Source organism: Motilibacter peucedani (assembly GCF_003634695.1).
Lineage (GTDB): Bacteria > Actinomycetota > Actinomycetes > Motilibacterales > Motilibacteraceae > Motilibacter > Motilibacter peucedani.
Genome location: NZ_RBWV01000014.1, coordinates 74,501 through 96,243, shown reverse-complemented (window position 1 = coordinate 96,243; position 21,743 = coordinate 74,501). Strand labels below are relative to the sequence as shown.

11 protein-coding genes are annotated in these 21,743 nt (G+C 70.7%); 7 read left to right on the top strand and 4 right to left on the bottom strand.

Annotated elements, in window-relative coordinates; all coding sequences use genetic code 11:
- Positions 1 to 67 precede the first annotated feature (67 nt).
- From CLV35_RS15465 to CLV35_RS15435, 7 genes are all read left to right on the top strand, one after another.
- On the top strand, positions 68 to 1,750 hold the full coding sequence (locus CLV35_RS15465) for a Wzz/FepE/Etk N-terminal domain-containing protein (RefSeq protein ID WP_121194414.1): 1,683 nt from the start codon (positions 68 to 70) through the stop codon (positions 1,748 to 1,750).
- Between the two features lie 587 nt (positions 1,751 to 2,337).
- Positions 2,338 to 5,208, top strand: a complete 2,871-nt coding sequence (locus CLV35_RS15460) for a fibrinogen-like YCDxxxxGGGW domain-containing protein (RefSeq protein WP_121194413.1) — start codon at positions 2,338 to 2,340, stop codon at positions 5,206 to 5,208.
- A gap of 552 nt (positions 5,209 to 5,760) precedes the next feature.
- Positions 5,761 to 7,137, top strand: coding sequence for a family 16 glycosylhydrolase (locus CLV35_RS15455; RefSeq protein WP_121194412.1), 1,377 nt, complete (start codon positions 5,761 to 5,763; stop codon positions 7,135 to 7,137).
- A gap of 434 nt (positions 7,138 to 7,571) precedes the next feature.
- The gene (locus CLV35_RS20840) at positions 7,572 to 9,107 is read left to right on the top strand and encodes a glycoside hydrolase family 16 protein (protein WP_183062020.1); all 1,536 of its coding nucleotides are present in this window, start codon (positions 7,572 to 7,574) and stop codon (positions 9,105 to 9,107) included.
- Positions 9,108 to 9,244: 137 nt separating this feature from the next.
- The gene (locus CLV35_RS15445) at positions 9,245 to 10,147 is read left to right on the top strand and encodes a glycoside hydrolase family 16 protein (RefSeq protein ID WP_147431991.1); all 903 of its coding nucleotides are present in this window, start codon (positions 9,245 to 9,247) and stop codon (positions 10,145 to 10,147) included.
- Between the two features lie 100 nt (positions 10,148 to 10,247).
- Entirely contained in the window at positions 10,248 to 11,198 is a 951-nt protein-coding gene (locus tag CLV35_RS15440; protein WP_121194409.1) for a glycosyltransferase family 2 protein, read from the top strand.
- Position 11,199: 1 nt separating this feature from the next.
- Positions 11,200 to 12,489 (top strand): O-antigen ligase family protein, encoded by a 1,290-nt coding sequence (locus CLV35_RS15435; protein ID WP_147431990.1) that lies wholly within the window; start codon positions 11,200 to 11,202, stop codon positions 12,487 to 12,489.
- 95 nt (positions 12,490 to 12,584) lie between these two features.
- Here the strand turns inward: CLV35_RS15435 and glmS are convergent, their stop codons facing one another.
- The 4 genes from glmS to CLV35_RS15415 form a co-directional block, all read right to left on the bottom strand.
- The gene (glmS, locus tag CLV35_RS15430; RefSeq protein WP_121194407.1) at positions 12,585 to 14,432 is read right to left on the bottom strand and encodes a glutamine--fructose-6-phosphate transaminase (isomerizing); all 1,848 of its coding nucleotides are present in this window, start codon (positions 14,430 to 14,432) and stop codon (positions 12,585 to 12,587) included.
- A 259-nt stretch (positions 14,433 to 14,691) separates the two neighbouring features.
- Positions 14,692 to 20,238 carry an Ig-like domain-containing protein gene (locus tag CLV35_RS15425; protein WP_147431989.1) on the bottom strand — a complete coding sequence of 1,849 codons (5,547 nt, stop codon included), beginning with the start codon at positions 20,236 to 20,238 and terminating at the stop codon, positions 14,692 to 14,694.
- A gap of 213 nt (positions 20,239 to 20,451) precedes the next feature.
- Positions 20,452 to 21,075: a glycosyltransferase gene (locus CLV35_RS15420; RefSeq protein WP_121194405.1), complete on the bottom strand. Its 624-nt coding sequence runs from the start codon at positions 21,073 to 21,075 to the stop codon at positions 20,452 to 20,454.
- Entirely contained in the window at positions 21,072 to 21,662 is a 591-nt protein-coding gene (locus tag CLV35_RS15415) for a glycosyltransferase family protein (protein ID WP_231121897.1), read from the bottom strand. The genes CLV35_RS15420 and CLV35_RS15415 overlap by 4 nt, the downstream gene beginning before the upstream one ends.
- Positions 21,663 to 21,743 lie beyond the last annotated feature (81 nt).

The window sequence follows — 21,743 nt, the reverse complement described above, 5'->3', positions numbered from 1 at the left end:
CGACGCGGCACGTCGAACGCGCGCACACTGTGCGGGACGACACTGTGGGACGAAAGGGACGACAAGGATGACATCGACGAGGACTGCTGGTCCTGCTCCGGAGAGCGTGACCATCGGGTCGTTCCTCGGTCTCCTCTGGCGCCGTCGCCTGGTCGTCGCGCTGCTCGTGGTGCTGCTCGGGGCGCTCGGCGTCCTCTACAGCGCCTCGCGCCCTGCGACCTACTCCGCGCAGTCCGTCGTCAACGTCACGCCGGTGACGACCGGGCTCTCGGCCGGCGCGTCGACCAAGGACATCAGCACGATCACCGAGGTCAAGGTCGTCACCTCCACCTCGGTCGCCCGGCTCGCGGCCGACGACATGCACTACACCGGCGGCGCCAGCCAGCTGCTCAAGCACGTCACCGCCACCTCGCCGCTCGACAGCCAGGTCGTCGTCATCTCCTTCAGCTCGGCCGACGCCGACCGCGCGGCCCAGGGCGCCAACGCGTTCGCCGACGCCTACCTGCAGTACCGCCAAGACACCACCGAGCAGGTCATCGCCCGGCGCGCCGAGAAGCTCGACACGCGCATCGCGGCGGTCCGCCGCCAGGTGACGGCTGCCGGTGCCGCGGCGAGCGCAGCCGCGGCCGGCTCGAGCGACCGCGAGGAGGCGGCCGCCCTGCAGAGGGCGCTGCAGAACCAGGTCAACACGCTGCTGAGCCAGCAGAACGCGCTGCTCACCGTCGCCGTCGCCCCGGGTGAGGTCATCAGCCGCGCCACGACGCCGAGCGCCGCGGGCGTCACGTCCAAGCTCGTCTACCCGGTCGCGGGCGTGCTGTTCGGCTTCATCCTCGGCGCGCTGCTGGCCCTGGTGCTCGACCGTCGCGACGACCGCGTACGCAGCGCCGAGGACGTCGCCGAGACCACCGGCGCGCCGGTGCTCGCCGACGTCGTCGTACGCCGTCGGCGCGGTGCCGAGCGCGGTGCCGCCCCGGCGCTCGCCGCGCCGGGCAGCGGCGAGCAGGAGGGCTACCGCGTCCTCGCCGCGAAGCTGCTCGCGTCCTCCGTCGCCGGGCAGCGCTCGGTGCTCGTGACCGCACCGCCGAGCGGCGTGCCCGCCGGGGGAGCAGGTGCGCTCAACCTCGCCGTCAGCCTCGGCGCGCCCGCCGTACGGGTGGCGTTCCTGACGACCGCCGACGGCATGGCCGTCGCCGCCGAGCAGCTGCGCCTGCCGGCCGACAGCACCTGGGCCACCTGGCCCGCGCAGCTGGTGGCCGTGCCCTCGCAGCCGCACCTGAGCCTGCTCAGCCTCGGTGACGAGGTGGCGCTCGGCTCGCTCGACCTCGCCGCGGTCGCCCGCCAGCTCGAGGCCTTCGAGGTCGTCGTGGTCGACGGGCTCGCGCTCCGCCGCGAGAGCAGCACCTTCGCCCTCGCCCGGCTCGTGCGCTCGGCGGTCGTGCTCGTCGAGGAGGGCCGCACCCGCGCGGCCGAGCTCGAGCGCTGGACCGAGCAGCTCGCCCAGGTCGGCCTCGTCGTCGAGGGCGAGGTGATGCTGCGCCAGCGGCGCCGGCCGAGCGGCGTACGCGGCACCCGTTCCGCGGGCTCGGCACCGACGCGTACGCCTGCCGACCGGCCCGCAACGGCCACAGCGATGGCACCCGCGCCCGCTGCACCCGCGCCGGCTCCGGCGCCTGCTGCACCCGCCGCAGGAGCGACGCGCGACGAGCTGCCCTCGCACACCGGCGACCCGGTGGGCCAGCACACCTCCTGACCCGGAGCGCCCTGCGCCCCAGCTGCACCGAACCGCCCGTGGACCGACAGGACCACGGGCGGTTCGGCGTCTCCGGGACGACCCGGCGGTAGCAACCGCGAGCTGAGCGGTAGCAGAAGCGGTCCAGAGGTAGCCCATCTGCTCCTGCCGGCCCGTTCTCGCTACCGCTCGCCGTGGGAGGTGGCGCGGCCTACGTGTCCGCCGAGGCCGAGCGCCGCACCGGCGGTAGCAACGTGGGTCGGCGGTAGCAACGGCGGGCGGCGGTAGCGACCTCGAGCTGAGCGGTAGCAGCGGCACTCCGGCGGTAGCCCGTCTGATCCTTCCGGCCCCTGCTTGCTACCGCTCGACTGGGCAACAGGCGCCGGCACAGGGGCGGCGCGAGGGGCCACTGCGTACGCACCGCAAGGACGTCTCTCACGGTCAGTGACGAGCGAGTGACGAAGGTGCTGTCATCCGGGTGACATCTCGCTGTGCGTCACTGAATCCGGTGACCTGCAGCGATTCCCGCCCTACGCTTCTTGGCAGGGGCCTCTGCTGCGGACCTGCCGAGACGGCGGTCGCGCGGAGGAAGGGAAACAGGGGGGAACATGAAGGTCTCGAAGGTGCGCCTGCTCGCATCAGCAGCAGCGGTCGCAGGGTCGCTCGGGATGGGCGTCGTCGCGATGCCCGGTGCGGCCACGGCCGCTGCCCGCGACTACGGCACTCCGGTCGCCGACGGGCTGTCGTCGACGACGGCGGCCGCGTCGTGCTGGGCCATCAAGCAGACGCTGCCGGCCAGCCCGGACGGCGTCTACTGGCTGCAGACGGCCCAGCTCGTCGCGCCCAAGCAGTTCTACTGCGACATGACGACCGACGGCGGCGGCTGGGTGCTCATCGGCCGCGGCCGTGAGGGCTGGACCTGGTCCTACAACGGCCAGGGCAGCCAGGCCACGCTGCGGAACACGCCGAGCGGGCCGGGCGCCTTCGCGCCGGCCGCGCTGCCGGCCGACCTCGTCCAGGGTCTTCTCGGTGGGGGCCGGGTCGACGCGCTGGACGACGGCATCCGCGTACGCCGCGCGACCACCATGGACGGCAGCGGTGCGCAGGAGCTGCGGCTCAAGACGTCCAACCGGGCCAAGTGGACCTGGTCGATCGGCGGCGGCGTGCTCGTCTCCGACGTGGTCGTCGACGGCGTGAGCCGCGGGGGTGGCAACACGCAGTCGTGGGCGTACGCAGGCAGCCAGTCGCTGCTGCGGATGACGACCAACGAGTCGTCGACGCACAACTACAAGATGGGCTTCTCCTACGGCAACACCGTCGTGGGCAAGAACGACCCCATGAGCTACCTCTGGCAGTACACCACCGAGAAGTCGGCCATCCCGTTCGCACAGGTGTTCATCCGGCCGAAGCTGATGAGCTCGGACTACACCGCCGTGCCGGCCGAGGGGCTCCCCGCGACCACACTGCGTCCGCTGATGTCGTCGACGACCTCGGACACGACTCCGTGGGGCGTCACCGGCGTCGAGGGCGGGATCTCCGGCGAGCTCAAGCTCGAGGTCGAGACCTTCGCCTACATCGGTCGCACCATGTACGTCGGCGGCATGTTCGCCAACGTGCAGAAGGGCGCGAACCCCGGCCCCGACGAGAAGGTGCACCAGCCGTACCTCGCCGCGTTCGACCTCGACACCGGCGAGTGGAAGCGCGACTTCCGCCCGGTCCTCGACGGCGAGGTGTGGGACCTCCAGGCCACACCCGACGGCAAGCTGATCGTGGCAGGCGAGTTCACCAACGTGGGCGGCGCTCCGCACACCTCCGCCGTCGCGGCGGTCGACCCCCTCACCGGGGCGCCTGTCACCACGTGGACCGCGGACGTGACGAACGTCAGCTCTGACGGCACGACGCCGCAGGTCCGTGCGCTCGACTACCAGGACGGCTGGATCTACATCGGCGGCCGCTTCAACCGCATCGCCGGCGGCACGCCCCTGTCGAACCTGGTGACGGTTGGTCGTACGGCCCGCGTCCGGGCGAGCGACGGCAAGCCCGACGGCACGTGGAAGCCGAACTTCGACGGCTCCATCATCGAGATGGACGCGAGCGACCGCGGTGACCGGGTTTACTTCTCCGGCTACTTCAAGAACGTGAACGGCACACCGTCGTCGAACATCGCGGTGGTCTCGACCGCCGCCGGTGCGCCGAACGTGCAGGGGCTCGGCAAGTGGGTGCCCAGCATCGGCTCAGGGACCGCCACCTACCAGCAGACCATCAAGGAGTTCGGCAACGACGTCTGGCAGGGCGGTTCCGAGCACATCCTCGGCAAGTACGACCGCGACACCTACACGCTGCAGACCAGCAACATCACCAAGAGCGGTGGCGACTTCCAGGCGTTGACCGAGGTGGACGGAGTCGTCTACGGCTCCTGCCACTGCGGCAACTACAACTACTCGAACGACCTGAACTACAGCAACCCGATCCCGTACGCCTCCGACGTGAACGGCATCAAGTACATCGGCGCGTGGGACGAGGCGACCGGCGCCTACCTGCCCGACTTCTTCCCCTCGGCGCTCGACACCCGCTCCGGGATGGGCCCGTGGGAGCTCACGGCGGACCCCAACGGCTGCCTGTGGTTCGGCGGCGACATGAAGCAGGGCTCCTGGACCGGCACCGCCTTCCAGTGGCTCGGCGGCTTCGGGAAGTTCTGCCCGCGTGACACCACAGCTCCGACCACGCCTGCAGCGCTCAGCGCCAGCAACGTCACGGCGGGCGTGAAGCTGTCTTGGGCCGCGGCGACGGACAACGCGAGCGGCACGCTGACCTACGAGGTGCTGCGCAACGACCGCGTCATCGGCACGACGACCGGCACCTCCTTCACCGACCCGACGCCCGGCCTGCCGGCCACCTACTTCGTGCGTGCGGTCGACGACACGGGCAACCGGTCGGCGACGACCACCGGCCTGACCGTGCAGCCGCCGCCGGACACGCTGGTCGCCTACGGCTCGGCGTGGCGCTGGAACTACGACGGCACCGACCAGGGCACCGCGTGGTCGCAGCCCGGGTTCGACGACAGCACCTGGTCGCTCGGCGCGTCGGAGCTCGGCTTCGGCGACAACGACGAGGCGACGGTCGTCGCCCCGGTCGCGAGCAAGCACCCGATCACCGCGTACTTCCGCACCACGGTCGACGTGGCGAACCCGGCGAGCTACTCGAGCCTGCTGCTCAACCTGGTGCGTGACGACGGCGCCGTCGTCTACGTCAACGGCGTCGAGGTCGCCCGCGACAACATGCCGGCCGGCGCGCCGACGGCGACGACCCCCGCGGTGAGCGCCATCACGCTGCGGGCCGACGAAAAGGCAGCCGTGTCCTTCACGGTCCCGGCCAGCGTGCTGGTCCCGGGCACCAACACCATCGCGGTGGAGGTGCACCAGTCTGACGTCTGGAGTCCGGACCTGAGCTTCAACCTGCAGGTCCAGGCGGCGCACTGACGGTTCAGCGCCTCGCAGCGCGCAGGCCCCGCTCCTCGATACCGAGGGGCGGGGCCTGCTGCGTACCCGGCGGCAGAGCCGCGGGGAAGGGTCCATTATCGGCAGGCAGAACGGCTGCTAAACCGTGACTCATCTCACTGAACCCCGCTGAACCATTGCACCTGCACGCGTCGGTGCGGTAGGTATTACCCCCGGACGGGTTGCAGCGTGCCAGAGCAGGTGCCCATCGACGGGCGTTGCGCTGGCGGGGGGGATGCAGGAACTCAGCCGAGCCGCTCCGGGACTCCGGGGCTCTCAGCCAACCGCATACTCCTCCGACCAGCACGTCGGATGCTCTGAGGCACCAGCCCGGTGCCCACGGCCTCCGTCGTGCACCTCCTCCGACCCCGCCTCGCCGGCGGCACAGAGCAGCACACACGTACGACCATGCGACACGGCTTGCCGTCGTCCGCTCAGACAACGACGTCTCGAGCGGCGGCAGGGGAGGGGGCCGTGTCGATGCTCTGGCGCGCCGACGCGAGCTGACCTCCACCCCTTCTGGAGCCATCACCCATGAACACCTCTGTCGCTTCTGCACGTCCGAAGACCCGTTCCAGGCGCGCGGTGCCTGTCGTGGCCGCGGTCGTGAGCGCGAGCGTGGCAGCCCTCGTCGGCTCAAGCCTCTCTGCCTCCTCCGCTTCCGCCGCTGCCACCAACCTCACGGTCAACGGTGGGTTCGAGTCCGGCACGACGGGCTGGTTCGTCTCGTCGGGCACCGGATCCGCCTTGTCGCTCGCGGCGGGGCACAGCGGTTCGAACGCCGCCCGCGTGTCCAACACCTCGACCGGTTCGAAGACCGTTGCCCTCAACGACTCCGTTAACACGGTGGCGTCGACGAAGAAGGGCACCACCTACACGGCAACCGCGTCGGTGCGGCTCACCAAGTCCGGTGCCACCGCCGGTCTGCGCGTCATGGAGTACAACGGCTCGAGCCTCAAGGGACAGCAGCAGAGCCAGCTCAACTTGTCGGACACCTCCTGGCACACGGTCACGCTGTCCTACACCGCCGCGTCCGACGGTGCGTCGTTGGACCTCAACGCGCTCGGGTGGGCGCTGCCCAGCGGCGGGGCGGTGGACGTCGACGACCTGACGCTCGTCGCCGGCGGCACCGTCTCGGCGCCGACCCCCACTCCGACCCCCGCACCGACGACGCCTGCCACCGGCTGGCGCCAGGTATGGGCGGACGAGTTCAACGACACGGCGGTCGACACGAGCAAGTGGCGCGTGCACAACAACGAGCACACGCCGAACGAGACGTCGTGCCAGACGAACCGGTCCCAGAACGTGTCGGAGTCGGGCGGCGTCCTGCACATCAAGGCGCAGCGCGAGAAGTACACCTGCAGCGGCTACACCGCCGCTTGGACGTCCGGCTACCTCGACACCATCGGCAAGATGTCGCAGACCTACGGCCGGTTCGAGATGCGTGCCAAGTTGCCGACCGCAGCCGGCACCTCGAAGGGGATGTGGCCGGCGTTTTGGCTCCGCCCGAACGACGGCGGCAACGGCGAGATCGACGTCATGGAGGCGATCGGCGGGGCCGCCGGTGCGAAGAACTACAACCGGGTGAGCCAGACGCTCTGGTACGACTACAGCGGCAGCCACCCGCGGCAGAACTACTCGTACGTGCTGCCCGGCAGCACCATGTCCGACGCGTTCCACACCTACACCGTTGAGTGGGAGCCCGGTGTCATGCGTTGGTACGTCGACGGCGTCCTCACGTGGAGCCGCGACAGCAGCATCATCTCCTGGATCAACGACTCCGCCTTCAAGAAGCCCTACAACATCCGCCTCAACCTGCAGGTCGGCGGATCCTGGCCGGGCTCGCCCGACTCCTCGACCTCCTCGACGCAGGACTACCAGGTCGACTACGTGCGGGTCTACCAGCGCTGACGAGGCGCTGAACCACTCCCACCGACACTGACGGACTTCGTCCGTCACGCGACACCCGACAGCTGCAGGCGGCCTCGTGCCGCCTGCAGCTGTCGTGCGTCCGGGGCACATCGGCACGCTCCAGTCGCCCGGACGGCCGCACCCGTACGAGTGGTGTCGTGCACGTCACACGAGCCGTCGGAGGGCTCGATCCGTTCACCCGGCGTCAGCAGATGACCCGATCGAGTAGCACTGCGCGCGCGCCGAGAGCCAAGATCACCGTCGCTCTCCACGCAGAGTCATGAACGCCGTTGCAGAGAACGACCGGCGCCCGGAGGGGGGCGCCGGGGGAGCGGATCTGGGGCTCAATGCCCGGGCCTGGAGGTCCGAAGTCTTCATCACAACCTCCTCAGCCCGAGTTCGACCCGAAACCCCGATCCCCCTCCGGAGCTTCTGTGTCCTTCCCCAAGAACATCCGCCGGCCCCGCGCCGCTGCCGCGAGCGTCCTGCTCGTCAGCGCCGTCGCCGCCACCCTGACGACCAACCTCGAGAACGCCGCTTCCGCCGCCACCAGCAACCTCGCCGTCAACGGCGGGTTCGAGTCCGGCACCACCGGCTGGTTCGTGGCCTCGAACGCCACGCTCTCCACCGCCGCCGGCCACTCCGGCTCGAAGGCAGCCCACGTCGCCGTCGCCGGCACCGCCGCCGCGACCGTCGCGCTCAACGACAAGGTGAACACCGTCGCCTCCACCACGAAGGGCGCCACCTACACGGCGACCGCGTGGGTCAAGGCGAAGCAGGCCGGCAACTCCGCCGGCATCCGCCTCATGGAGTACAAGGGCAACACCTTCGCCGGCCAGAACCGCGGCACCGTGTGGCTCAAGGACACCTCGTGGCACCAGCTCACCGCCACCTACACCGCGGCCACCACGGGCGCCTCGCTCGACCTCAACGTCCTCGGCTGGTCGCTGCCGGGCAAGGGCAGCATCGACGTCGACGACGTCACGCTGGCCGGCCCCGCCGGCGCCACTGTCGTGACCCCGCCGCCGGCCCCGGCTCCCACGCCCACGCCGACCCCCACGCAGACCGCGACCCCCACGCCGCCTGCGCCTCCCGCCCCCGTGCCGACGCCGACTCCGACGGAGCCCACGGCTCCGGCGCCGACGCCCACGCCGATCGAGACCGCGGCTCCCGCGCCGACCCCCACCCCCACGCCCACGCAGACGGCCGTCCCCGCGCCGCCCGCCACGACCGCTCCCGCCGGCTGGCGCCAGGTCTGGGCTGACGAGTTCAACGACTCGAGCGTCGACACCACCAAGTGGAACGTGCGCAACAACGCGCACAACAGCAACGAGGAGTCCTGCCTCACCAACCGGGCCTCGAACGTCGAGGAGAGCGGTGGCGCCCTGCACATCCGCGCGCAGCGCGAGAACTTCACCTGCGGCAGCTACAAGGCGGCAGTGACCTCGGGCTACCTCGACACGATCGGCCGCTTCTCCACGACCTACGGTCGCTACGAGATGCGTGCGAAGCTGCCGACGCAGGCTGACACCTCGAAGGGCATGTGGCCCGCGTTCTGGCTGCGTCCCAACGACGGTGGCGCCGGCGAGCTCGACATCATGGAGGCTGTGGGCTCGGCCAAGGGTGAGTCGAACTACAACCGGGTCAGCCAGACCATCTGGTACGACTACAACAACACCTACCCCCGCCAGGCGGCTTCGGCGCCCATGCCCAGCGGTCAGACGATGGACGATGGCTACCACACCTACGCCGTCGAGTGGGAGCCCGGCGTCATCCGTTGGTACGTCGACAACCGCCTGACCTACACCCGCGACACCAGCACGACCACGTGGATGAAGTCGGCTTTCAGCCGCGCCTTCAACATCCGCCTCAACATGCAGGTCGGTGGCTCGTGGGCCGGCACGCCGACCGCCAGCACCCAGTTCCCCGCTGACTTCGCGATCGACTACGTGCGCGTCTACCAGCGCTAGGCCACTCCCTAGAGGGCCCGGCAGCAGACCACCCGTCTGCCGCCGGGCCTTCGGGCGTTCCTGGGTCTCGCCCGTTGCCGCGCGCCTAGACTGGAGGTCCGTCCGAGGCGCCTCGCCCCACATCCGGAGTCCTTCCCTTGCCCACGCCACGAGGCCTGCAACGAGCGGCCGCGGTCGCGGTGCTGCTGCTGTTAGCCGCGTGCTCGTCGTCCGTCGGGCACTCGAGTCCCGAGGGCGGAGCTGGCAGCAGGGAGGGTGCCCCCACCTCGCCGGGTCCCGGCTGGCACCTCTCCTGGAGCGACGAGTTCGACGGCAGCGCGCTCGATCCGGGCACGTGGACGGTCGAGGACCGCTCCACGTTCGGCGACGGGGGCAAGGAGCTCGCCTGTCTGATGAACCGCCCGCAGAACGTGACCTTGGAGTCCGGGGTGCTGGTGCTGCGCGCGCAGCGCGAGCGCACGCCGCTGCGGTGCGGCGCGCACGACTCGCGCTTCCCGGGCGGTCGCGACTACTCCTCGGCCTTCATCTCCACCAAGGGGGCCAAGGACTGGATGTACGGCCGTTTCGAGATCCGCGCCAAGCTGCCGACGGCGCCAGGCACCTCCCAGGGGCTGTGGCCCGCCTTCTGGCTCCGGCCGGTGACGGGCGGCACGGGCGAGCTCGACGTGCTCGAGGCGATCGGCGGAGGAGCGGGCTCGCCGGAGCCCGGTCAGGTGCACCAGACGATCTGGTACGACTACGACGGGACCCACCCGAAGGAGTCGGCAGCCGTGACGTTGCCCAAGGGCTCGCCCTCTGACGGCTTCCACGTCTATGCGGTCGAGTGGGAAAAGGGCGCGATGCGCTGGTACGTCGACGGTGTCAAGACCTTCGAGCGGACCACGCAGACCACGACGTGGCTCGACGAGGCGTTCGCGCAGCCGATGTTCCTGAGGCTCAACCTCGCGGTCGGCGGCACGTGGCCCGGCTCTCCGGACGCTTCGACCCGGTTCCCCGCCGACTTCCTGGTCGACTACGTGCGCGTCTACGAGCGAGCATGATTCTGCTCCGCACCACCGTGCCGCAACCGATACTTGACCGACGACCGTTGCCGATCGCCACGAACCGCACACGCAGGGCCAGACACAGATGGGGAAAGCCATGACGCAGACACCCGAGCTCGCCGAGCCCGCGGGCTCCGACTGGCCGGCTGTGAGCGTCGTCGTGCCGACCGTCGACCGTCCCGAGTGGATGAAGCGGGCGGTCGAGGCGATCATCGGCCAGGACTACCCCGGCACGGTCGAGTGCATCGTCGTCTTCGACGGCACCGAGCCACGCCTCCCTGAGGTCGAGCTGCCGGAGGGCCGCACGCTGCGGGCGGCGGTCAACACGCGTACCCGTGGCCTCGCGGGCAACCGCAACAGCGGCTACCTGGTCGCCACGGGCGAGCTGGTCTGCGCCTGCGACGACGACGACGAGTGGATGCAGGGCAAGCTGACCGCCCAGGTCCGTCTCATGCAGGCGTCGCCGTCGGCCAGCGCCTGCGTGACCGGCATCGTCATCGCCCACGAGGGCCGCGAGCTGGAGCGACGGGCCCCAGCACATCCACTCGAGCTGAGCGACATGCTGCGCGACCGGCACATCGAGATCCACCCCTCGGCCTTCATGGTCTCGAGGGAGCACTTGCTGAGCGACATCGGCCTCGTCGACGAGGAGATCCCCGGCGGCTACGGCGAGGACTACGAGTGGCTTCTGCGCGCGGCGCGCGTCGGTCCGATCGTCTCCGTGCCCGAGCCCTACGTGCGCGTCTACTGGCACGACTCCTCGTTCTTCGTGAGCAAATGGGACACGATCGAGAAGGCGCTCACCTACCTGCTGGAGCGGTTCCCCGAGTTCGAGACCGAGCCCGCCGGGCTGGCGCGCGTCGAGGGCCAGCTCGCCTTCGCCAGCGCAGCCATGGGCCAGCGTCGCAAAGCCGTCTCCACCGCGGTCCGTTCGCTGCGCCGGTCGCGCACGCCCAAGCAGAGCTACGCGGCGCTGCTCGTGGCGAGCCGGCTGGTCTCCGCCGACCGGGTGGTCACCACCGCGCGGCGGTTCGGGCACGGGATCTGAGGTGCTACGTCGTCAGGCGAGCGTGGGCGCCGAGCTGCCGGCGTGGCCGTTCTACCTGCTCGTGGCCGGCTTCCCTGTCTGGTGGGTCCTCGGCTTCGGTGCCTTCGCTGTCGCGATGGTGGCGGTGCCCATGGTTGTGCTGCTGGTCATGCGGCGCACGGTGCGCGTGCCGCCCGCTTTCGCGCTCTGGGTGCTCTTCGTCGTGTGGGCAGCCGCGGCCGCCATCGAGCTGGACAGCGCCCTGCGCCTGGTCGGCTTCGCCGTACGCCTGGCCAACTACATCGGTGCGGGTGTGGTGTTCCTCTACGTCTACAACTGCAGCGAGCGCCGCCTCCCTCGCCGCAGTGCCTTGCTCGCCGTTGCCGGCTTCTTCGCCTTCGTCGTGGTCGGCGGCTGGTTGGGCGTGCTCATCCCGCACGGCCACCTAACGACACCGGCCGAGAATCTGCTTCCGGGCAGCATCGCCTCGAACGAGTACGTCCACGACCTAGTGCACCCACCGTTCGCGGAGGTGCAGCGGCCTTATGGCTCACCGCGCACGTTCACCCGACCCAGCGCGCCGTTCGCCTACACCAACGGCTGGGGCTGCAACGTCGCGCTGCTCGTGCCGCTCGCGTGCGCGGCGCTGTCTGCCACGCGGCGTGCGCGGGACCGCGCCCTCATCGCCGGCGTCCTGTGCGCAGCCGTGGTGCCCGCGGTCTTCACGCTCAATCGCGGCATGTACATCGCGCTGGGCTTCGGGTTGGCATACGCAGCGGTGCGGCTCGCGTGGCGCGGCCACGTCGTGCCGCTGATGGGGATCATGACAGCCGGGGTCGTGGGGGCGTTCGTCGCGAGCGCCGCCGGAGTGGTCAGCTCGCTCAACGAGCGGCTGCACTACAGCGAGACCAACACTGGACGGGCACAGGTCTACCGCGAGGCCTTCGACGGCGCGGTCGCCTCTCCGCTGCTCGGCAACGGTGCGCCGCGTCCCTCGCAGACGCTCGACATCTCGATCGGCACCCAGGGCCAGGTCTGGAACGTCATGTTCAGCTACGGCTTCCCGGCGCTGTTCTGCTTCATCGCATGGCTGGTGGCGGCAGCGCTGGTCAGCAGCCGACGGCGCGGCGTCGACCATGTGTGGTTGCACGTCGTGCCCGTCGTGGCGCTGCTGACGATCGTCTACTACGGCTATGACGGCCCCCAGCTGATGCTGGTCATGGTGGCCGCGGCTCTGGGCATGCGCGCCCCCGACCGCGAGCCGGCGGTGCCGGCGCTCCCGGTCGCCGCACCCGTACCGTCCCTCGCCTGACCGAGCGCCCTGCCCGCGCAGGGCCGTACGTCTTGTGTCCGAACACGCCGCCCCGTCACCTGCGGTGGCGGGCCGGTCTGTTCGGACACGAGCGCCTACTCGACGGTGACGGACTTGGCCAGGTTGCGGGGCTGGTCGACGTCGCAGCCACGGGCGAGAGCCAGCTCGCAGGTGAGGATCTGCAGCGGGATGCTGGCGAGCAGCGGCGCGAGCATGAAGTGCGTCGTGGGCATCCGCACGACGGCGTCGGCACAGGCGTCGACCGACTCGTCGCCCTGCTCGGCGATGACGACGGTCACGGCGCCGCGGGCTCGGACCTCCTGGATGTTCGACATCATCTTCTCGTGCAGCAGCGGCTGCTGCGACGCGCTCGGCATCACCACGACGACGGGCAGGCCGTCCTCGATGAGCGCGATCGGGCCGTGCTTGAGCTCGCCGGCGGCGAACGCCTCAGCGTGGAGGTAGGCCAGCTCCTTGAGCTTGAGCGCGCCCTCCATGGCGACGGGGTAGCCGAGCTGCCGGCCGAGGAAGAGCACCGCGTCACGGTCGGCCAGCGAGGCGGCCAGCGCCCGCAGCTGCGGCACGGTGGCCAGCAATTGCCGGGCGGCGCGGGGGATGTCGGCGAGGGCTTCGGCGACCTCAATGAGGCCATCAGTGGTCTGCCCGCCGCGCACACCGGCGAGGTGCAGTGCCAGCAGGTATCCCGCGGCCACCTGGGTCAGGAACGTCTTGGTGGCGGCGACGCCGATCTCGGTGCCGGCCTCGGTGTAGAGCACGCCGTGCGACTCGCGCGCCATGCTGGAGCCGCGCGTGTTGCAGATGCTCACGACGGTCGCGCCGGCCTGCTGCGCGTGGCGCAGGGCCATCAGCGTGTCCATGCTCTCGCCCGACTGCGACACGGCGACGACGAGCGTGGTGCTGCGCAGCTTGGGCTCGCGGTAGCGGAACTCCGAGGCGACCTCGACGTGCACGGGCAGGTCGGTCCAGCGCTCGATGGCCTGCTGGGCGATGAGCCCGGCGTGGTACGACGAGCCGCACGCGATGACGACGACCGAGGTGAGCTCGCGGATGCACTGCTCGCTGAGCCCGAGGCCGGGCAGCGAGACGCGGCCGTCGACGAGCGAGCCGGCCAGCGTGTCGGCCACGGCCTGCGGCTGCTCGGCGATCTCCTTGAGCATGAAGTAGGGGTAGTCGCCCTTCTCCACGGACGCGGCGTCGCGCTCGAGCTCGAAGGCCTCGACGGCCACGGCTGCACCGGCGAGGTCGGTGACGCGGAGCCCGTCGGTGCGCAGCTCGGCGACCTGGTCGTCGGCGAGCTCGACGGCGCGCGAGGTGTAGGCGAGGAAGGCGGCGGAGTCCGACGCGACGAAGTGCTCGCGGTCGCCGAGCCCGATGACGAGCGGGCTGTTGCGGCGGGCCGCGACCAGGACTTCGGGGTCCGCGGCGCTGGAGACGACGAGTGCGAAGGACCCGCGCAGCACGCGGCACACACGACGTACGGCTTCGGTGACCTCCACGCCGGAGCGCTGGATCTCGTCGACGACCAGGTGGGCGACGACCTCGCTGTCGGTCTGCGAGGACATGGAGAAGCTGCGGGTCTCGAGCTCGGCGCGCAGCTCGAGGTAGTTCTCGATGATGCCGTTGTGGATGACGGCGATGCTGCTCGTCGCGTCCGTGTGCGGGTGGGCGTTGGCCTCGCTCGGCGCGCCGTGCGTCGCCCAGCGGGTGTGCCCGATGCCGGTGGTCGCGGGCGGCAGCGGCTCAGCGGCGAGCGAGTCGCGCAGGACCGCGAGCTTGCCCGAGCGCTTGCGCACGGCGAGCTTCCCGGCGAAGGCGAGGGCGACGCCGGTCGAGTCGTAGCCGCGGTACTCCAGCGTACGCAGCCCGGCCATCACGACGTCGACTGCCGGTCGGTGGCCGATGTATCCAGCGATGCCGCACATGTGGACTCCTATGGTGTTCGAGGTCGCGTGATCGACTGCGCCTGGGGCGAGGTGTCGCGACGCTGCGTACGCCTATGACGCTACGTGCGGGCGGTCATCCGTGGCGGTGCTTCGCCCGCGGATGGGCACTTGGGGCCAGGCTGAACGGGTGACGTCTGGGTCCGGCGCTCAAGTCCTGCTGCAGAGGGGTGGAACGGCGACGGCCGTGCCGGAAGCAGGGGCAGCTTCCGGCACGGCCGTCACCTTCTCAGGTGGACCTTCAGGGGGTGAGGTCCGTGATCGTGAGGTCGTCGATCGCGACGCTCTTGGCGCCCGTGTTGCTCGAGCCTCGGTTCGCGGCCAGGAACAGCTGGCCGGCCGCCGTCACCGACGTGTCGGTGTCGGTGTTCCAGGCAGTGGGCTCCGTGGTGCCGTCGGACCAGATGTGCCACTGGATCGTGGAACCGCTGACCTTGATGCGCACCCACTGCTTGGTCGTGACGAGCTTCTGCGCGCTCGAGACCGTGCGGATCGTCGAGTTGGTGCCGTTGACGTTCTTGAACAGCGCCACGGTGCCCGACGAGGAGGAGAGCTCCAGCCCGTAGCCGTTGCGCGGGCGGTAGCCGTTCTGCCAGCCACCCGTGCCACGGACGTAGATGTCGACGTACTGCGAGGCCCCGGTGGCCGACCACTTGTAGGAGAACACCGTGTCGGTGTCGGCCTTAGCGCTCACGCCGGTGAGCTGCGCCCGGGCGTAGGCACCCGACGCGTCGTTCGGCGCGAGGACTCCCGCACCCCCCTGGGTGGTGACCGAGCCGCTGCTGCTGCTGGTCGTCCAGGCGCTCGCCCACGGAGCCCCGTCGGCGCCGGTCCACGGGTCGTTGAACAGCGTGGTGGTCGCTGCCGGCGTGGTCACGGTGACCGAGCCGCTCGCCGTGCTCCGGTTGCCGGCGGCGTCCAGGGCCCGCACCGTGTAGGTGTAGGCGGTGGACGGGGTGACGCCGGTGTCGCTCCAGCTGGTGCCCGTCACCGTGGCGAGGACCGTGCTGTCGCGCAGCACCTCGTAGCCGGTGACGCCGACGTTGTCGGTCGACGCCGTCCACGCCAGGTCGACGTGGTCCTTGGCGACGGCCGTCGTGTGCAGACCGGTCGGCACGCTCGGGGCAGTGGTGTCGGCCGGCGCCACGACGCTGACCGTGACCGGGTCGGACGACGCGGTGTTGCCCGCGGCGTCGGTGGCGACTGCGACCAGTGTGCGTTGGCCCGAGCCCGTCGCGTTCCAGGTGAACGTGAAGGGCGCGGAGGTGAGGGTGGCCACCGCAGCGCCGTCGACCGTGAGCTTGACCGAGGCCAGCGACACGTCGTCGCCCGCGGTCACCGTGACGGTGGTCGCACCGGAGACGGTGTCGCCCGCCGCCGGCGAGGTGATGGCCACGGTCGGCACGGTCACGTCGGGAGTGGTCACGGCCAGGGCCGCGCTCTCGACGCTGACGTTGTTCGCCGCGTCACGTGCCCGCACCGAGTACGAGTAGTTCGACGACGAGCTGACCGTGCTGTCGGTGTAGGTGGTGCCGGCGCTGGTGCCGACCACCGCGCCGTCACGCAGGACCTCGTAGCCCGTCACGCCGACGTTGTCGGTCGAGGCGGTCCACGCCAGGTCGACGTGGTCCACGGTGGTCGCCGTGGTGTGGAGCGCCGTGGGCGCGGTCGGGGCGGTGGTGTCCGGCGGGACGACGACCGTGACGACAATCGGCTCGGAGGTCGCCGAGTTGCCCGAGGTGTCGGTGGCCGTGGCGACCAGCGTGTGGTTGCCGGCGACCGTCGCGTTCCAGGTGAACTCGTACGGCGCGGTGGTGTCCGTGCCGAGCGAGCTGCCGTCGACCTTGACGCTCACCGAGGCGATCCCGGTGTCGTCCGTGGCGTTCACCACGACCGGCGTCGGGCCGTAGACCTGGTCGTCGATGGTCGGCGAGCCGATCGAGACGACGGGGTTGGTCGTGTCGGGGGTCCGCACGGTCACGACGTTGCTGTCGGGGCCGATGTTGCCCGAGGTGTCGACCGCCTGCACCGAGTAGTGGTAGGTCGTCGAGGTGGCGACCGCCGTGTCGGTGAAGGTGGTGCCGCTCACGACGTCCGGGAGGACCACGCCGTCGCGGACGACGCGATAGCTGCCGACGCCGCGGTCGTCCGTGGCAGCCGTCCACGTGAGGGTCACGTGGTCGGTGGCCGCGGTGGCCGACAGGCCGGAGGGAGCGCTCGGCGCGGTGGTGTCCGGCGGCAGGACCACCGTGACCGAGACCGGGGCCGAGCTGGTCACGTTGCCCGAGGTGTCGCGGGCGACGGCGACCAGGGTGTGGCTGCCGACGCTCACGCTGCTCGCGTCCCACATGAAGCTGTAGGGCGTGGTGCTCGTCGTGGCGACCGTGGTGCCGTCGACCTTGAGGTCGACCGACGCGATCGCGACGTTGTCGGTGGCGGTCGTCTGCACCGTGGTGGCGCCGTAGACGCTGGCGCCGCCCGCCGGCGAGGTGATCGCCACCGAGGGAGCCGTGGTGTCGGGCACCGTAACGGTGACGTTCACCGGCGCGGAGGAGCCGACGTTGCCGGACGCGTCACGGGCGACCGTGGTCAGCACGTGGGTGCCGGCCGTGGCGTTCCAGGTGAACGTGTAGGGCGCGGTGGTGCGGGTGGTGACCGTCGTGCCGTCGACCTGGAGGTCGACGGAGGCGACGCCGCCGGCGTCGGTCGCCGTGGCGGTCACCGCGACGTCACCGGCGAGCAGGCTCGCACCGTCGGCCGGCGAGGTGATCGCCGTGACGGGGGCGGTGGTGTCGGGTCCCTGGCGGCCGGACGCGGAGTAGTGCGCGTCGACCTGCGTGGCGCTGAGCGGACCGCCGTAGACGGCGACCTCGTCGATGGTGCCGGCGAAGTAGTCGCTCGCGGGGCGGTTGGGCCACGCGCCGAGGTTGTCGCCGCCGACTCGCCAGTAGCCGTTGTAGCTCTGGTTGCCGACCGTCGGGTTGGTGCCGACGAGACGGTCGTCCACGTACATCGCCATGCCCGACGGGCCCTGCATGGCGACCACGTGGTGCCACGCACCGTCGTTGTAGGCGGCGGTCGAGGTGATGATGTCGAACCCGCCGTTGTAGACGCCGAAGGAGAGACGCCCGTTGTTGAGCATGTAGACGTGCTTGTCGTAGTTGCCGCTGTTGCCGGTCTTCGAGTTGCCGAAGCCGATCAGCTTGCCGCCACGGGTGGTGGTGGTGTTGAACCACAGCTCGACGGCGTACTTGCTCGGGCCGCCGACCTGGCTGGCCGACGCGACGTTGCCGTTGACACCGTCGAAGGTGGCGGCCTTTCCGGTCGTCCCGAGGGCGCCGGCGGCACCCGTCGTCACGCCACCGGCGTACGCGCCAGGAGCCGTGCCGTCCGCGCTGTCGGCGGCGGTGGTGGCTGCAGCGTCGTCGAGGCGCCAGTACGACTGCGGGTCGTCAGCGACGACCGCCTTGCCGTAGGTGTCCTGCGGGGTGCTGCCCGGAGCGACCGAGCGGCCCGACGCGGTGTAGTGGTTGAGGACCTGGGTGCGGGTCAGCGCACCGCCGTAGACCGCGACGTCGTCGATCGAGCCGGCGAAGAAGTTGCTGGACGGCTGGCTCGGCCAGCTGCCCAGGCTGTCGCCGCCGACGCGCCAGTAGCCGGTGTAGCTCTGGTTGGTGGTGACGCTGTTGCGGCCGAGGCGCACTCCATCGGCCCAGAGCGCCATGCCGCCGGAGTCCTGCGTGCCGACGAGGTGGTGCCACTGGCCGTCGTTGTAGGCGGCGCTCGAGGCCAGCGTGGTCGTGTTGCCGTTGTAGACGCCGAAGAGCACGCGGCCGTCGTTGGCCATGTAGAGCTGCTTGTCGTAGCTGCCGCTGACTGCGGGGTTGCCGCTGAAGTCGTAGCCACCCTGACGGTTGCCGAAGCCGATGATCTTGCCGCCTGTGGTCGTGGTGGTCTTGATCCACGCCTCGATGCTGAAGGTCGACGGACCGGCGACGGCCTCGGAGGACGAGACGAGTCCGTTGATGCCGTCGGTCTGGATGCCGGTGTCACCATCGCTGGTCTGTCCGGGCTGGTTGTAGGTGACGCCGCCGGCGTAGATGCCGCCGACGCCGTTGCCGGAGCTGTCGGCCGCGGCGGACCCGCCGGTCTGGCCGAGACGCCAGAACAGCGTCGGGCTGTCGCCGTTGACCGCACTGGCGTAGCTGCTGAGGGCCTGCACGGCGGTGACGCGGTTCGACGCGCTGGACTTGGCGCCTGCGACGGTGCCGTTGGTCTCGATCGCGTCAGCGGTGTAGGTGTGGCTGGTGCCGACGGCGACTGCGCTGTCGACGATGCTGACGACCGGGTCGCGCCAGAACAGCGAGTGCACGGGGACGCTGGCGATCGGCGTGGTGCCACCGTCGCGGTAGATGCGCACGGTGAGGTCCGTGTCGTCCGTGTCGAGGGGAGCTTGCACCGAGACCGCGATGGCGCCGTTCGGGCGAGCGACAGCCGCAGGCGCTGCAGGACGTGCCGGCGCTGCGTCGGCACTCGCCGTGGGCGAGAAGCGCGTGAAGCCCTGCTGCGCCTGACCGTTCACGTTGGTGAACTCGCCACCGACGAAGACTTGGCTGCCGTCGGTCTCGAGGACGCGCGGCCCGAGGCCGACACCCCCCGGTCCACCGTCGGTGTTCGGGTACCACGACGACACCTTGCCGTTTGCGGCGCTGCGCGCGAGCAGGTGGCGGGCCAGGCCCTTGCTCCAGCCGACCTCCGGGAAGGCGTCGGGGTCGAAGCCCTGGTCCGCGGTGCAGTCGTGCGAGTGCGAGCCGGTGTAGACGAGGCCGTTGACGACCGTCAGGCCCTGCGTCGCACCGAGGCACTGGCTCTGCCACTTGAGCGAGCCGTCGCTGATGTTGGCGGCGAAGGTGCCGTCGAAGCAGCCGCCGCCGGTGCCTTCAGCGCCGAAGTAGACGCTGTCGGCGTCGGTCTTGACCACCTTCATCTCGCTGGTGCACGAAGCGGTCTTCGGCGGGATGACCGAGCGGGCCGGCAGGGGGAGCAGTGACCCGGTGGAGGCGTCGACGACTGCTGCCGAGTGGTAGCTGCTGTCGCCGTTGACGCTGGTGAAGCCGCCGGCGAGGTAGAGCTTGTCGCCCGGCTTCGAGAGCGCGATCGCGTAGACGCTCGCGTCAGCGCTGGCCGAGAAGCCGGCGAGCAGGTTGTTGTTGGCCGCGTTGATGGCCGCGACGCGGGTGACCGCGACGCTGCCAACCTTCGAGAAGGCACCGGAGACGTAGACGGTGCTCGCTGTGGCGACGATTCCGTTGACGCGGGCGTTGACGTTGGGGGCCCACGAGGTCAGCGCGTTCGTGCTCGCGTTGAACGCGGCCACGCGGTTGCGCGCGGCGCCGTCGACGGTGGTGAAGTCGCCACCCATGTAGACGGTCGCGCCGTTGGAGCTCGTCGAGAGCGAGTAGATCGGGGCCGAGACGTTGTGGTTGATGGTGGTGATCAGCGCACCGGTCGAGGCGTTGAAGGCCGCGAAGTGGTTGCGCGCCACCTCGCTCGCAGCTCCGGCGGCCGCGCCGGGCGGGCGCACGGCGGTGAAGTCGCCGCCGATGTAGACGATGCCGTTGGCGGCCGTGATGGCGCGCACGACACCGTTGGTCTGCCAGGTGCTGGCGGCCGTGCCGGGCACGGTGCCGTTCTGGACCGCGGACGCCGACTGCACCGGGAGGACGGCGAGACCCGTACCCAACAACCCGGTGACCGCGAGCGTCGCGACACTTCGCGATATCCGCATGAGGAACCCTTCTGAGGGAAGATCACCGTGGCTGACGGGCGTCAACACGTGCACGGTGGACGAGCGGGTGGTGCAAGTCGCTGACGCCCTCCCAGGGCAGCCGTTGACCGGGATGCAGCGCCCGGAGGCGCGGTGGCTCGAGCCCCGCACGGTCGGCCGACCGTGCGGGACGCGGGAAGCTGTGTGGTGTCTGTGTGGACGAGCGGGCTGTGGCTAGCTGCGCGCGCCGACGCCGCTGCGTCGGAGGCGCGTGAGGGGCAGGCGCCGGCGCGGCACCTGGGCCGAGGCGCGGCGCTCGTCGAGCAGGCGCTGGGCGATGGAGGCGAAGCGCTCGACCGCCTCGTCGACCTGCTGGCCCTCGGCCGTGACGTCGACCCGGAACTTCGCGGGGGCGGCGACGGCCTCGTCGAGCAGGCGGCGCACCGACTCCTCGTCGGTGGCCAGGACCGCGTGGCCCTGCGCGTGGAGGTGGGCGCAGAAGGCGTGCTGGTGGTCGTCGACGACCTCGCCGAGCGAGGCGGTGCGCGGCACGGCGATGGGGAGCCGGCCCTGCCGGCGCGACTCGATGAGGGTCATCGGGCCGCCCTGGGCGACGATCGCGGTGGAGCTGCGCATCAGGCTGAGCACGAGGTCGTGGCCCATGAAGGCCTCGCCCTCGGCGTGGGCCGGGGCAGGCGCAGTGCCGTACTGCATGATGCAGCGGGCGCGCTGCGAGCCACCGTCGGCCATCCACCCGTCGACCCAGGAGATCAGCCGGGAGAAGGGGTGGTAGTCGGAGCCGACGGTCACGAAGACCAGCGGCAGACGGGCTGCGTCGGTGTCGGGAAGGACGATCACAGGAGGGTGCCAATCACTCGGGAGCCCTTGTAGAGGGCCCGCTGCTGCTCCCACTGCACCAGGAACTCGCTCGCCAGAGGGCGGCACAGGCGGCCGGTCAGGGTCCTCGAGTCGACCCGGTCGAAGACCTCGAGGTAGACGGTCGGGACGTGCATCCCCTTGGCGTAGAGGAAGAACGGGAAGGCGACGGCCGCTCCGGTGGAGACGATCATCGTCGGTCTGACGTCGCGCATGAGTTTGGCAGCGATGACCGAGTTGCGCAGCAGGTTCTTCACATTGCGCGTGGTCGGGTGCTTGGCGAAGACGATGTCCTCGCCGGCGAGCTGCGAGCGCGCGTCCTCGGTGTCGAAGGTGACCCACGTGCGCGGGAACTCCTGCCACCACGAGCGCAGCGCCAGCAGCTGGGCGAGGTGCCCGCCGCTCGAGGCGACCAGCAGGAGGTGCTCGCCGGCGTGGTCGGCGGGCTGCTCGGGCTCGGAGACCGTGACGTCGACGTGGTGAGCGGCGTCGGCCTGCTCCGGGATCGTGATGGTGCTGACGACCTGCGGCCGGGTGTCGGTCTCCGGACGGAACATCATCTGCGTCATGCCGCACCGCCTACGGCCAGCGAGCCGCCGGCCGGCCGGGTGTCGAGCTCTTGCCCCCGCAAGGACTTGCCTGTGCCTGTC